We start from the raw sequence: 13,335 nt of genomic DNA, 5'->3' as shown, positions 1-13,335 counted from the left end.
GCCGCGCATGAGCGTGAGGCCGCCCGCGCGCCTTGGCCGCTCCGTCGGGCGACGCTTCCTGTTCGAATGGACCGGGGTGGGCTGCGCGGGCGTGGTCGTGGTCGTGCTCTGCGTGCTCTGGCGGCTCACGAGCGGCGCCGACCATCTGGTCTATGACCGCCTGCTCTCTGCGCGCGCGCTGCCGGTGTCGCCCGACATCGTGCTCGTGGAGATCGACAATGCGAGCGTCGCCGCGCTCGGACGCTGGCCCTGGCCGCGCGAGCTGCACGCGCGGCTCGTCGATCAGCTCGCGAAAGCGGACGCGGCGGCCGTCGTCTACGACGTGCTGTTCACCGAATCGTCTCCCGACGACGCGCACTTTGCGCAGGCGCTGCGCGCGCGCCCGTCGTTCCTGCCGATCCTGCTCACGCCCGCCGACGACACCGGCCACCGCGAGGCCGTGCCCCCGGTCGCGCCGCTCGCGCAGGCGGTCGCCGGCATGGGCCATATCAACCTCGAAGTCGATAGCGACGGCATCGTGCGCAGCGTCGCGCTGTTCGAAGGCGACGCGCAGCAGCGCTGGCCACAGCTGATGGTGCCGGTCTGGCGGGCGGTGCGCAGCGGCGCCGTGAAGCTCGCGCACGGTACGCCCGGTGCCGCGCAGCGCGATGAGGTGCTGCATGCGGCGGCACCCGGCAGCGAGTCGCGCTTCCTGATTCCTTTCGGCGCGAATTCGCAGGCCTTCCGCAAGGTCTCGTTCGCCGACGTGCTCGATGGCCGCGTGCCGCCCGAGCAGTTGCGCGGGCGCGTGGCGATCGTCGGCGTCACGGCCTCGGGGCTCTACGACCGCTTCGCCACGCCGCTCTCGGGTACCCTCGGGCCGCTGCCCGGCGTGTACATCCACGCCATCGTGCTCGACACGCTGCTCAACGGCAGCGCCATCCAGCCCGTGCCGCCGGTCATGGTCGTGCTTGCCTCGCTCGCGCCGCTCGTGCTGCTGCTGGCGGGTTTCCTCGTGCTCTCGCCGCTGCGCACGCTGCTGCTGCTCGCGTTCCTGATCGCCGTGTCGCTCGGTGCGAGCGCGGGCATGCTGCACGCGCGCCTCTGGCTCCCGCCGGTGCCCGCGATCGTCGCGCTGCTCATCGTCTATCCGGTGTGGAGCTGGCGCCGCCTCGAGATGACGATGGCGTATCTGCGCAAGGAACTGCGCCAGCTTGCCGACGAACCCTACCTGCTGCCCGAGGCCCCCACGCCGCGCCGCGAATTCGCCGGCGACGCGCTCGCCCAGCAAATGGCGCTCATGGCGCAGGCCGCGCAGCGGCTGCAGGACATGCGCCGCTTCGTGTGGGACAGCCTCGATTCCGTGCCGGAGCCGATTCTCGTGGCCGATCTGCGCGGTGTCGTGCTGATCGCGAATCATGCTTCGCGTGCGTATCTCGAGCGACTGAACGTGAGCGCCGCGGAAGGTCGCCGGATGCAGGACGTGTTCGGCGACCTCGCGCTCGTCAAGCCGATCGACCCGGCGCCCGACGCGATGGCGTTTGCGCACGCGCACTGGCCCGCGCCGCTCGACCCGGCGCGCGACGAGTTCGCGGAATTGATGGAGCGTGGCGTGGAAGTGCGCGCGCGCGACGGCAGCGACTACCTGCTGCGCTACGCGTGCTGCACCAACGCGCAGGGGCAGGCGGTGGGCTGGATCGCGGGTCTCGTCGACGTAACCGAGCTGCACGACGCCGAGCGCCAGCGCGAAGACGCGCTGCGCCTGCTGTCGCACGACATGCGCTCGCCGCAGGCCTCGATCGTTGCGCTCGTCGAGACGGAGCGCGAACGCGGCACGCTCGGCTCGGAGCCCGTGCGCGGCGTGATGGAGCGGATCGAGCGCTACGCGCGCCGCTCGCTCAAGCTCGCCGACGACTTCGTGCAACTCGCGCGCGCCGAGTCGCAGGTGTATGCGCTCGAGCCCACGAGCCTCGCGGAGCTGGTGATCGATGCGAGCGATGAAGTGTGGCCGCAGGCGCACGCGAAGCGCATCCAGATCGACACCGTGTTCGAAGGCGAGCAGATGGGCTGGATCAACGCCGACCGCTCGCTCATGACGCGCGCGCTCGTGAACGTGCTGAACAACGCAGTGAAGTACAGTCCTGTGGATACGCGCATCGTCTGCACCGTTGCGCTGGACGACCGCGTTGCGCCGCGCGTGCTCTGCTCGATTCGCGATCAGGGCTACGGCATTTCGCAGGAAGATCAGGCGAGGCTGTTCCAGCCGTTCCAGCGCTTTCACGCGGAACAGCGGCCCGAGGTGAGCGGCGCGGGGCTCGGCATGGCGTTCGTGAAAACAGTCGTGACGCGCCACGGCGGCGACGTCCAGCTGGACAGCGAGCCAGGCAAGGGCACCGTCCTGACGATGTCGCTGCCCGCGTTCGACGCGCCGGTTTGAGCCGCGCCGGACCGTTGCGGCGGCGCATGCATAACCCGAATGCCGCTGGCCCCATGCCAGCGGCCACCCGATGGAGTGTTTCGTGAAGACCTTGCTGTCGATCTGTCTCCTGCCGATGCTCGTCGCCCTCGCCGGATGCGCGGGCGTGACGACCGACGTCGCGGCCACGGGTGCGCTGCCCGCTGCGGCGGCGACCAGCCAGCCCGCGCTCTACCGTTTTGCGCCAACCCCCGCCCAGGCCGATGCGGGCGAGATCCTGCCGTACCAGGCGTTGCTGAGCGACGGTCTCGCGCAGCGCGGCTTCAAGGCAGGCGCACCCGAGGCGGCGCGCTATCTCGTCTCGGTGGCGTGGGACACGCATCCCGCCGAGGTGAAAGTCGTGGATAGCCGTTGCGGCGCCGGCTGCGCGCCGGCCGAGGGGCCGTCGTTGCCGTGGTTCGGGCGGCCCTACGTGCATACGCTGACGCTGCGTTTCTTCGCGTTGCCCGAAGGCGGCGAGGTCTACAAGGTGAGCGCCGTGAAGCGCGACCGCAACGCCGACGCACGCGAGGCCGTGCCGTATCTCGTGGCGGGCGCACTGGCGCGGCTGCCGTACGCGGGCGCGCCGCAATGGCGCGTCAAGCTGAAGGCTCCGGCCAGCGCCGGCACGGCGGAGCAGGCGCCTGGCATGCCGGAAGTGCTCTCCGTCTCACCCGTCAATCCGCAGTAGTTCAGGGCAACTTTTCCCAGGCCGCGCCGAACGCGAAGGCGCTATGCTGGCTCCAGAATCTGGCGCAACGGTTGCGCGCAGACATCACGGGAGTCGCTCATGTTCGATCACATTGGATTGCGCGTGCAGGATCTCGCACGAAGCGTGCGTTTTTACGAGGCGCTGCTCGCGCCGCTAGGCGTCGTGGTGTGCATGCGCGACGACACCTACGCGGGGCTCGGCCAGCCGGGCGAGCCCAAACTCTGGCTGCACGCCATATCCGCCGACACCGCGCTGGCGCCGCGCGGCGTGCACGTGGCATTCGCGGCGGCGAACCGCGCTGCGGTCGCTGGTTTCTATGAAGCGGGCCTGCGCGCAGGCGCGAAAGACAATGGCGAGCCCGGCGTGCGTGCCGATTACAGCCCCGACTATTACGCAGCATTCCTGATCGATCCCGACGGCAACAACGTCGAGGCCGTCTGCTACGCGCGCGAGGCGTGAGCGGGCGTCAGGCGCCGGGCGTTGCGTCCGGCGCCGCTTCGGCCACGCTGGCCGGCTCGTCATGCGGCCAGCGGTTTTCGAACACGCATTCGCCAAGCGGCTTGCGTTCGGCCCATTTCTCCATTTCGAGCATCGGCTGAGGGTAGAACGCGTCGACCTGACCCACGCACAGTATCGCCACCGGCTTGGCGCCGGGGGGCATGGCGAGCAGGGCGCGTACCTCGTCGACGTCGAAGATCGACACCCAGCCCATGCCGAGGCCTTCGGCGCGCGCCGCGAGCCACATGTTCTGGATCGCGCACGCCACGGAAGCGAGGTCCATCTCGGGCAGCGTGCGGCGGCCGAAGACGTGGGCTTCGCGGCGATCCATCAGCGCGACCACGAGCACCTCGGCGCAGTCGCGCATGCCCTCCACCTTGAGCTTCATGAACTCGTCGCGCCGTTTGCCCAGCGCATCGGCGGTCGCGATGCGTTCGCGCTCGACCGTCGCATGCAGTTGCTCGCGCAACGCATGGTCCGTGATGCGCACGATGCGCCACGGCTGCATGAAGCCCACGCTCGGCGCGTGATGCGCGGCGTCGAGCAGACGCGCGAGCGTCGCGGGGTCGATCGGGCCCGGTGCGAAGTGCCGCATGTCGCGGCGCTCGTAGATCGCGCGGTAGACCGCCGCGCGTTCGGCTTCGTCAAAGGGCTGTGCCATGGAAGAGTGCGGCCGCGAAAGCCGGGTTGGAGGGCCAGTAAGCGTGCATATAGGTGGCCGCGATCGAGCCGTGCCGATACAGCGCCTCGCCGGGCGCGCCAGTTTGAGCGTGGCGTGCCGTGAGCGCGGGCGCGAGCGGTGTGGAAACACGCGAATAGTGAAACGTATGGCCGCGTAGCTCGCCATGCGCGCCGTCGAGCTGCTGCATGCCGAGCGCCGCGAAGCGCTTTTGCATGACCGCCTCGCCCGGAAGCATGCCGAGCATCGGCGTGCGCGTGCCTTCCACGTCGGTCAACGCATCGAGCAGATAGAGCATGCCGCCGCATTCGGCGACGAGCGGTTTGCCTGCGGATACATGCGCGCGCAACGAATTCGCGCTTCGCGTGTTGTGCGCGAGCGTCGAAGCATGTAGCTCGGGATAGCCGCCCGGCAGAAAGACCGCATCGGCGCCGGCGGGCGCGGGCTCGTTCGCGAGCGGCGAGAAGTAACTCACGCTCGCACCCAGCGATTCGAGCAACGCAATGTTCGCCGGATAGAGAAACGAGAACGCGGCGTCGCGCGCAATGGCGATATGACGGCCTTCGAGTCGTCGCGCAATCGCTTCGTCATGCGAAGGATCGGAGAATGCCACTGCCGGCGGCAATTCGGCGAGCGCGGTTTGCGCGAGCGCGTCGGCGGCGCGTTCGATGCGCGCGTCGAGGTCGTCGATCTCCGCGGCCTGATGCAGGCCGAGATGACGATCGGGCAGCGCCATCGTCGCTTCGCTCGCGACGTGCCCGAGCCAGCGCACGTCGGCGGGCAACGCCTCCTGCAGCATTTGCGCGTGGCGCGGCGAGCCCACTCGGTTCGCCAGCACGCCATGAAACGGCACGTCCGGCCGAAAGCGCGCGAGACCGAACGCGATCGCGCCGAAGGTCTGCGCCATCGACTTCGCGCTGACGATGGCGGCCACCGGCACGCCAAACTCAGTCGCGAGATCGGCGCTGCTCGGCGTGCCATCGAACAGGCCCATCACGCCTTCGATAAGGATCAGGTCGGCTTCGCGCGCGGCCTGCGCGAGCAGCGCGCGGCACGCTTCTTTGCCCACCATCCACAGGTCGAGCGAGAGCACCGGCGCGCCGCTCGCGCGGGCGAGGATCATCGGGTCGAGAAAATCCGGCCCGGTCTTGAAGACGCGCACGCGCCGGCCCGCGCGCCGGTGCAGGCGCGCGAGGCCGGCCGTGAGCGTGGTCTTGCCCTGGCCCGAAGCGGGCGCGCTGATGAAGAGCGCGGGGCAGGCAACCGTTGCGCTCATGCGCTTAGAACTCCACGCCCTTTTGCGCTTTCACGCCTTGCTCGCGATACGGATGCTTCACGAGGCGCATTTCCGTGACGAGGTCGGCCGCTTCGATCAGCGCGTCGGGCGCATGGCGGCCCGTCACGACCACGTGCACGTGCGGCGCGCGCGACGCGATCACACCGAGCACTTCGTCGAGCGGCAGATACTCGTATTTGAGCACCGTGTTGAGTTCGTCGAGGATCACCATGGCGTAGTCGCCGCTCTCGATCATGCGCTTCGCTTCGTCCCAACCCTTGCGCGCGGTGGCGATGTCGCCGTCGCGATTCTGCGTGTTCCAGGTGTAGCCGTCGCCCATCGTCACGAAATCGCAGTGCGCAACGCTGCCGAGAAAGTCGCGTTCGGCCGTGTGCAGCGCGCCCTTGATGAACTGCACGACGCCGAGCTTCATGCCGTGGCCGAGCATGCGCACCGCCATGCCGAACGCGGCCGTGCTCTTGCCCTTGCCGTTGCCGGTGTTGACGATCAACAGGCCCTTTTCGTGCGTCGCGGCGGCCTGCTTCTTCTCGTGGCCCTCGCGGCGGCGTTGCGTCATGCGTTGGTGCGATTCGGGATCGGTTTTCATCATCGGGAGTGGGTTGATTGCGGCGCTTTCGCGTCCGCGTTTGCGGGGTCTTGCAGAAAGCCTGCGATTGCGACCGTCACGCCGTCGAGCGCCAGCTTGCCGCGCACGAGCGGAGCGCCGCCCGCCGCGAGACGCGCGCAGGGCTCGCACACGCCGTCCACGCCGAACTGCGCCTGCGCGGCGGCGGAGGGCGGCGCCGGTGTCGGCGTCGCGGCGAGTTGCTCCCGCGTGTACGTCTGCAGCGGCAGCGCGTGTGCCGCGCAAAACGCTTGCAAGGCGGGTTCGCCGGCTTTGGCGTCGAGCGTCGCCACGGCCGTTACGCCGTCGAGCGGCCACGCGCCGAGCGCGGCGCGCACTGCGGCTTCGACCTGCGCGAGCGTCACGCCGCGCCGGCAGCCGATGCCGAGCGCAAGCGGCGGCACGCGCTGCGCGGGCTCCGGCGTGGCTTCGAATGAGGCTGCGCGCGAGGCGCGATGTTCGGCAGGATTCACGGCGAGAGCGTCGATCGAAGGCGTGACCGCAGTGGCAAAACGAGCAAAAGCGTCGCGTTCCAGCAGGCGCCGGATGCGCGCTACGATAGCACACGCTTTTGCGGCTTCCCACGCCTTCCTTGACGCGCAGGCCCCCCGCGCCTACACTCGCACGCACTCTGGTGCTCGCGCGCGCGATTCATAATGCACGCGCAGTTAAACGGGAATCAGGGAGCCATCCCGCCTCGGGCATGGCCAACCTGAACTGCACCCGCAACGGTACAACGAGCGCGGCGTTCGCACGAATGCCGCAAACCGCTTCCATGCTTTACGCAGTCCACGCCACTGTGCAAGCCGGCCGCAAGGCCGCTCGCGCGGGAAGGCGAAGCGGTGTTTCGTCAGTCCGGATACCGGCCAGATACGTGGGATTCGCGCTGCGGGGATGCGGTGCCGGGTCCGTGATTTTCATGCGTCAGCCGGGCGAGGCCCGGGTGCGTTTCTGGCCGTTCGTCCCCTGCAGGTTGTTGAATCGTTGCGCGTGACAGCGTTTCCATGGATGCGCGCGTGTCCGCAACGCAGCACCCGCACGAACGGCAGGCGCGACGCACCATGCCCCTCGATACGGCCTGGCGCCGAAGGAGCACTTCATGCAAATGCGCAAGATTCCGGTCACGATCGTGACGGGCTTTCTCGGCAGCGGTAAAACCACACTGCTGCGTCACATTCTTCAGCACGCGGGCGGCCTGCGCGTCGCGGTCATCGTCAACGAATTCGGCGAACTCGGTATCGACGGCGAGATTCTGCGTGGCTGTGGCATCGGCTGTGACGAGAACGGCAACGAAACCGAAGGCCAGCTCTACGAACTCGCGAACGGTTGCCTCTGCTGCACCGTGCAGGAAGAGTTCTTCCCCGTGATGGAGAAACTGCTCGAACGCCGCGGCGATGTCGATCACGTGCTGATCGAAACCTCGGGTCTCGCGCTGCCCAAGCCGCTCGTGCAGGCGTTCAACTGGCCGTCGATCCGCAACGCGTTCACCGTCGATGCGGTCGTGACCGTGGTGGACGGCCCCGCCGCCGCGAGCGGCCAGTTCGCCGAAAATCCGCAGGCCGTGGACGCGCAGCGCCGCGCCGACCCGAATCTCGATCACGAATCGCCGCTGCATGAGCTGTTCGAAGACCAGCTTTCGGCCGCCGACCTCGTCATTCTCAACAAGACCGATCTGCTGGACGTTGCGGGCCAGGACGCGCTCATCGCCGAGCTGCGCGAAGAGCTGCCGCCGCAGGTGAAGATCGTGCGCGCGCAGCACGGCAAGCTCGATCTGCATACGCTGCTTGGGCTCGAGGCGGCCTCCGAGGAGAGCATTCATCTGCGCCACGACCATCATGGTTCCGCCGACGATCCCGATCATCACCACGACGAGTTCGATTCGGTCGTGGTGTCGGGCAATGCGGCTTCGCGCGAGACCGTGATCGAGGCGCTGCAGCAACTCGTCGATGCGCACACGATCTATCGCGTGAAGGGCTTTGCCGCGTTGCCGGGCGCGCCCATGCGCCTCGTGATTCAAGGCGTGGGCCGCCGCTTCGACAGCTATTTCGACCGCCGCTGGAACGCACAGGAAAGCGCGGCGCAGCCGCTGGCGAGCCGCTTCGTGCTGATCGGCGAAGACCTCGATGGCGCGACGCTGCAAGCGGCCTTCGATACCGCATTGGCGAACCTGCAGACCGCGGGCGCGAAGTGAACGCGCCGAGCTAGACGAGGCAGTCCCATGCATTTGCTGCGCACCACGCCAGGCGGTTTCGTCGACGACACGCAAGGCGTTATCCGGATCGACCAGCAGCCCGCCGAGATCGTCGTGCTCAGTTCGGCGGACACGACGCTCGCGCTGCTCGCGAGCGTCGTGCCGCGCCTGCCCGCGGGCTTTCCGAGCGTGCGGCTCGCGAACGTCACGTATTTGCGCCAGCCCGCGTCGGTGGACTTCTACGTCGAAGACGTCCTGCAGCACGCGCGCGTGGTGGTGGTCGATCATCTGGGCGGCGAAACGTACTGGCCTTATGGCATCGAGCAGGTCGTCTCGCTCGCCGGGCGCCGCGGGCAACTGCTCGCGATGTTTTCGGGCGACTTGCAGGAAGACCCCAATCTCATCGCCAAGAGCCGCGCCGAGCCCGAGTTTTGCCGTTTGCTTTGGCGTTATCTGCGCGAAGGCGGCGCGGCCAACGCCGCATCGTTCCTGCGTGCGCTCGCGTGGCGCGCGTTCGACTGGGGCAGCGAGCCCGCGCCGCCCGTTGCGCTGCCCGCCGCCGCGCTCTATTGCCCGCAGCGCGACGTCGCGACCATCGACGAATGGCGCGCGCGCTGGCAACCCGGCGCGCCGGTCGTCGCGCTGCTGTTTTACAAGGCGCATTTGCAGGCGGCCAACACTGCCGCTTTCGATGCCCTGATCGCCGCGCTGCTCGCGCGCGGCCTGAACCCGCTGCCGCTTGCGATCACGTCGCTCAAGGACGCCTTGAGCCGCGACGTGCTCGACCAACTGGCGGCCGAACACGACGTCTCGCTCGTGCTGAATACCACGGCCTTCGCGGCTTCATCGCTCGATGACCCCGAACCGATCGCGCTCGCCGGCGACGCGCCCGTGCTCCAGGTGATCCTGAGCGGCGGCAATCGCGAAGACTGGGTGAAGGACAATCACGGCCTGAATTCTCGCGACATCGCCATGCATATCGCACTGCCCGAAGTGGACGGCCGCGTGATTACGCGTGCGATCAGCTTCAAGGGCCTTGCGTACCACTGCAAGGAGACGCAGGTCGATGTCGTGCGCTATCAGCCCGACGCCGAACGCGTGGCTTTCGTCGCCGAACTGGCGCGCCGGTGGTGCCGTCTGCGCAGCCTGCCGAATGCAGAGAAGAAGCTCGCGCTCGTGCTCGCGAACTATCCGATGAGCGAAGGGCGCATCGGCAACGGCGTGGGGCTCGACACGCCGGCCTCGGTGGTCGGCATCCTGCGCATGCTGCGCGACGAAGGCTATCGCGTGGCCGATCTGCCCGAAGACGGCGACGCGCTCATGCGCATCCTCACGCAGGGCGTGACCAACGATCCCGACACGCGCGCGCTGCGCCCCGCATGGCAGAGTCTTTCCCTCGACGATTACCGTGCGCGCTTCTCGCAGTTGCCCGCCGAGGCGCAAAACGCGCTGATCGCGCGCTGGGGCGTGCCGGAGGACGACCCCACGGTGCGCCGCGGCCGCTTCATGATTGCGGGCTGGCGCTGTGGCCAGGTGTTCGTGGGCATCCAGCCGTCGCGCTCGCGCGGCGACGACACCTACGCGAACTACCACGACGCCGAACTCGTGCCGCCGCACGCGTATCTCGCGTTTTACTTCTGGCTGCGCGACGCGTTCGGCATCGACGCCATCGCGCACGTGGGCAAGCACGGCAACCTGGAGTGGCTGCCCGGCAAGAGCGTGGCGCTCGCCGACACCTGCTGGCCCGACATGGCGCTCGGGCCGCTGCCGCATCTGTACCCGTTCATCGTCAACGATCCGGGCGAGGGGAGCCAGGCCAAACGCCGCGCCCAAGCCGTGATCATCGATCACCTGATGCCGCCGCTCACGCGTGCCGAAAACTACGGGCCGCTGCAAGACCTCGAACGTCAGGTCGATGAGTATTACGAAGCATTGATGGTGGACCCGCGCCGCGCCAAGCTGCTGCGCAAGACCATCCTCGCGACGATCATCGAGCATCGGCTGCACGAGGAGTTGAGCGTTTCCGCGCCGCAGGATCAGGCCGGCGAAGACGAATTGCTCACGCGCGCCGACGCTTATCTCTGCGAGCTGAAGGAGGCGCAGATTCGCGACGGCCTGCATACGTTCGGCGAATCGCCGCAAGGCCAGCAGCGGCGCGACACGCTGCTCGCGCTCGGGCGCTACGCATGCGGCGACGGGCAGGGCGCAAACGCGGGCCTGATCGACGCGCTCGCGCGCGACCTGCGTATCGATCACCTCGTCGATCCGGCCACGGTCGATTGGGCTGCGCCGTGGCAGGGCCCGCGTCCGCCGCAACTCGCTGCGGTGAGCGATACGCCATGGCGTCATGCGGGCGACACGCGCGAACGCCTCGAAATGCTCGCGGCCACGCTGATCGAAGACATTTGCTCAGGCGAACGAAGCGATGCGGAGCCTGCATCGCTGCCGCACGCGGCCCGGGTGCTCGCGCGCCTGCGCGACGACGTGCTGCCGCGCCTCGACGCCTGCGGCCCCGAAGAGTTGCGCCAACTGCGCCGTGGCTTCGAAGGCCGCTTCGTGCCGCCGGGCCCGAGCGGTTCGCCCTCGCGAGGCCGCCCCGACGTGCTGCCCACGGGCCGCAACTTCTATTCCGTCGATACGCGCGCCATTCCGACCCAGGCGGCGTGGGCGCTCGGCATGAAATCGGCGCATCAGCTCATCGAGCGCCATCTGCAGGAGCACGGCGACTACCCGCGCGCCGTGGGGCTTTCGGTCTGGGGCACGGCGACGATGCGCACCGGCGGCGACGACATCGCCCAGGCGTTTGCGCTGATCGGCGTACGGCCGAAGTGGGCTGCCGGCAGCCAGCGCGTGACCGACTTCGAAATCATGCCGGTCGAGGCGCTGGACCGGCCGCGCATCGACGTGACACTGCGCGTATCGGGCTTCTTCCGCGACGCGTTTCCCAACGTCATGCATCTGTTCGACGCCGCCGTGCAGGCGGTGGCCGATCTCGACGAGCCGGAGCACCAGAACCCGCTGCGCGCACGCGTGCTGCGCGAGCGCGACGTGTTGGTCGCGAACGGCATGGCCGCCGACGAGGCGCGCCGCCGCGCGGGCTGGCGCGTGTTCAGCGCACGCCCCGGTGCGTACGGCGCGGGCTTGCAGTCGATGATCGACCATCGCCAGTGGCAGACCGACGCCGATCTCGCGAACGCGTATCAGGCGTGGGGCGGCTACGCCTACGCGCAAAAGAGCGCGGGCGATGAGGCGAGCGAGGCGTTCCGCGCGCGTCTCGCGTCGCTCGACGTGGTCCTGCAGAACCAGGACAACCGCGAACACGACCTGCTCGACTCGAACGACTACTACCAGTTCCAGGGCGGCATGGCCGCGGCGGCGCGGCATTTTTCGCAGGCGCAGCCCGCGCTCTATCACACGGACCACAGCAACCCCGCTGCGCCGCGCATACGTCCGCTGCACGAAGAGATCGCGCGCGTGATCCGCTCGCGCGTGGTGAACCCGAAGTGGATCGACGGCGTGAAGCGTCACGGCTACAAGGGCGCGGCGGAAATGGCGGCGACCGTGGACTACCTGTTCGGCTATGACGCGACCGCGCGCGTGGTGGGCGATCATCAGTACGCGCTCGTCGCGAACGCCTACGTGCACGACGACGACACGCGCGAATTCATGCAGCGCCACAATCCGCATGCGCTGCATGCCGTGTGCGAGCGCCTGCTCGAAGCGATCCAGCGCGGTCTCTGGCAGGAGCCGGGCGAGCATCGCGCACAACTCGAACACCGTCTGCTCGAAGCCGGGCAGCATCTGGAAGGATCAGGACCATGAGCGCTGCGGCCACGCGTCCCGCGTTTCCCTTTACCGCGCTGGTCGGCCAGGCGCCGTTGCAGCGCGCACTGCTGCTCGCGGCCATCGACCCCGCGATCGGCGGCGTGCTGGTGAGCGGGCCGCGCGGCACCGCGAAATCCACGGCCGCGCGGGCGCTCGCGGCCCTCCTGCCGGAAGGCGCGTTCGTCACGCTGCCGCTCGGCGCGAGCGAGGACAAACTGATCGGCACGCTCGACCTCGAAGCGGCGTTGCGCGAGAGCGCGGTGCGCTTCGCGCCAGGGCTGCTCGCGCGCGCGCACGGCGGTGTGCTCTACGTGGACGAAGTGAACCTGCTGCCCGATGCGCTCGTCGACGTGCTGCTCGACGCGGCGGCGAGCGGTGTGAACACCGTGGAGCGCGATGGCGTGTCGCACACCCACGACGCGCACTTCGTGCTGGTCGGCACGATGAATCCCGAAGAGGGCGAGTTGCGTCCGCAATTGCTCGATCGCTTCGGCTTGATGGTCGAACTCGGCACGCCTTATGACGCCGCGGAGCGGCAACGCATCGTCAAGGCGCGTCTCGCGTTCGACGCCGATCCGCAGGCGTTCTGTGCGGCGCGCGAGACTGAACAGCGCGCGCTCGCGCAGCGTATCGCGGCGGCCCGCGCTGCGCTCGCCAAGCTCGACTGGAGCGACGCCGTCCACGAGCGCGCGGCGCAGCGTTGCATCGAGGCCGCCGTCGACGGCTTGCGCGCCGACCTCGTGATGCTGCGTGCGGCGCGTGCGCTCGCCGCGTTCGAAGGCGCGCAGGCGGTGAGCCCGGACCACGTCGATGAAGTTGCCGATTGCGTGCTCGCGCATCGCCGGCACGCCATGCCGCAGCGTTCCGATGCGCCGTCTTCCCCCGAGCCGCAGCAGCCGCCCTCCGCTTCCAGGCGCGAAGACAAGCACACCGAAACAACGTCGGATGCCGATTGGGGCGAGTTGCCGCCCGAGCCCGTCGCGGCGAAGGCCGTGAAGGGCGTCATCCCGCTGCCCGCAAAAAAACGCTGACCCGTCGGGCACAGGCCGCCGCCTTCGCACAGGGCGGCGCTCGACGGCGAGAAGGCCCGGGGCG

10 protein-coding genes and 1 riboswitch are annotated in these 13,335 nt (G+C 68.8%); of the genes, 6 read left to right on the top strand and 4 right to left on the bottom strand.

The window, feature by feature from the left end; translation table 11 throughout:
* Window positions 1–7 precede the first annotated feature (7 nt).
* From AB4Y35_RS29385 to AB4Y35_RS29375, 3 genes are all read left to right on the top strand, one after another.
* Window positions 8–2,416: a CHASE2 domain-containing protein gene (locus AB4Y35_RS29385; RefSeq protein WP_368707129.1), complete on the top strand. Its 2,409-nt coding sequence runs from the start codon at window positions 8–10 to the stop codon at window positions 2,414–2,416.
* 82 nt (window positions 2,417–2,498) lie between these two features.
* Window positions 2,499–3,125, top strand: a complete 627-nt coding sequence (locus tag AB4Y35_RS29380; RefSeq protein WP_368707128.1) for a DUF4136 domain-containing protein — start codon at window positions 2,499–2,501, stop codon at window positions 3,123–3,125.
* Window positions 3,126–3,224: 99 nt separating this feature from the next.
* On the top strand, window positions 3,225–3,605 hold the full coding sequence (locus AB4Y35_RS29375) for a VOC family protein (RefSeq protein ID WP_368707127.1): 381 nt from the start codon (window positions 3,225–3,227) through the stop codon (window positions 3,603–3,605).
* 7 nt (window positions 3,606–3,612) lie between these two features.
* On the opposite strand, the gene bluB is transcribed toward AB4Y35_RS29375, so the two are convergent.
* Genes bluB through AB4Y35_RS29355 form a run of 4 tightly spaced genes read right to left on the bottom strand, consistent with a single transcriptional unit; the run spans window position 3,613 to window position 6,628 of the window.
* Complete coding sequence (bluB, locus tag AB4Y35_RS29370) at window positions 3,613–4,305, bottom strand: 5,6-dimethylbenzimidazole synthase (protein ID WP_368707126.1); 693 nt, start codon at window positions 4,303–4,305, stop codon at window positions 3,613–3,615.
* On the bottom strand, window positions 4,289–5,599 hold the full coding sequence (locus tag AB4Y35_RS29365) for a cobyrinate a,c-diamide synthase (RefSeq protein ID WP_368707125.1): 1,311 nt from the start codon (window positions 5,597–5,599) through the stop codon (window positions 4,289–4,291). The genes bluB and AB4Y35_RS29365 overlap by 17 nt, the downstream gene beginning before the upstream one ends.
* A 4-nt stretch (window positions 5,600–5,603) precedes the next feature.
* Complete coding sequence (cobO, locus tag AB4Y35_RS29360) at window positions 5,604–6,206, bottom strand: cob(I)yrinic acid a,c-diamide adenosyltransferase (protein WP_133185648.1); 603 nt, start codon at window positions 6,204–6,206, stop codon at window positions 5,604–5,606.
* The gene (locus tag AB4Y35_RS29355; protein WP_368707228.1) at window positions 6,206–6,628 is read right to left on the bottom strand and encodes a cobalamin biosynthesis protein; all 423 of its coding nucleotides are present in this window, start codon (window positions 6,626–6,628) and stop codon (window positions 6,206–6,208) included. The genes cobO and AB4Y35_RS29355 overlap by 1 nt, the downstream gene beginning before the upstream one ends.
* A gap of 211 nt (window positions 6,629–6,839) precedes the next feature.
* Window positions 6,840–7,110: riboswitch (cobalamin riboswitch) on the top strand.
* A 213-nt stretch (window positions 7,111–7,323) separates the two neighbouring features.
* On the opposite strand from AB4Y35_RS29355, the gene cobW reads away from it, so the two are divergent.
* The 3 genes from cobW to AB4Y35_RS29340 are packed head-to-tail and all read left to right on the top strand — an operon-like array spanning window position 7,324 to window position 13,271.
* Entirely contained in the window at window positions 7,324–8,415 is a 1,092-nt protein-coding gene (gene cobW, locus AB4Y35_RS29350; RefSeq protein ID WP_368707124.1) for a cobalamin biosynthesis protein CobW, read from the top strand.
* A 27-nt stretch (window positions 8,416–8,442) separates the two neighbouring features.
* On the top strand, window positions 8,443–12,237 hold the full coding sequence (gene cobN / locus AB4Y35_RS29345) for a cobaltochelatase subunit CobN (protein WP_368707123.1): 3,795 nt from the start codon (window positions 8,443–8,445) through the stop codon (window positions 12,235–12,237).
* Window positions 12,234–13,271 carry an ATP-binding protein gene (locus AB4Y35_RS29340; protein ID WP_368707122.1) on the top strand — a complete coding sequence of 346 codons (1,038 nt, stop codon included), beginning with the start codon at window positions 12,234–12,236 and terminating at the stop codon, window positions 13,269–13,271. The genes cobN and AB4Y35_RS29340 overlap by 4 nt, the downstream gene beginning before the upstream one ends.
* The last annotated feature ends 64 nt before the right edge of the window (window positions 13,272–13,335 follow it).

The organism is Paraburkholderia sp. EG286A (genome assembly GCF_040965375.1).
Classification (GTDB): domain Bacteria; phylum Pseudomonadota; class Gammaproteobacteria; order Burkholderiales; family Burkholderiaceae; genus Paraburkholderia.
This window is presented reverse-complemented; position numbering and strand designations above follow the sequence as displayed.

Excerpts from the sequence above, each read along its gene's own strand:
- AB4Y35_RS29385 (WP_368707129.1), top strand. The coding sequence starts at position 8 with ATGAGCGTGAGGCCGCCCGCGCGCCTTGGCCGCTCCGTCGGGCGACGC.
- cobO (WP_133185648.1), bottom strand. The coding sequence starts at position 6,206 with ATGAAAACCGATCCCGAATCGCACCAACGCATGACGCAACGCCGCCGC.
- cobN (WP_368707123.1), top strand. The coding sequence starts at position 8,443 with ATGCATTTGCTGCGCACCACGCCAGGCGGTTTCGTCGACGACACGCAA.
- AB4Y35_RS29365 (WP_368707125.1), bottom strand. The coding sequence starts at position 5,599 with ATGAGCGCAACGGTTGCCTGCCCCGCGCTCTTCATCAGCGCGCCCGCT.
- AB4Y35_RS29375 (WP_368707127.1), top strand. The coding sequence starts at position 3,225 with ATGTTCGATCACATTGGATTGCGCGTGCAGGATCTCGCACGAAGCGTG.
- AB4Y35_RS29340 (WP_368707122.1), top strand. The coding sequence starts at position 12,234 with ATGAGCGCTGCGGCCACGCGTCCCGCGTTTCCCTTTACCGCGCTGGTC.
- bluB (WP_368707126.1), bottom strand. The coding sequence starts at position 4,305 with ATGGCACAGCCCTTTGACGAAGCCGAACGCGCGGCGGTCTACCGCGCG.
- cobW (WP_368707124.1), top strand. The coding sequence starts at position 7,324 with ATGCAAATGCGCAAGATTCCGGTCACGATCGTGACGGGCTTTCTCGGC.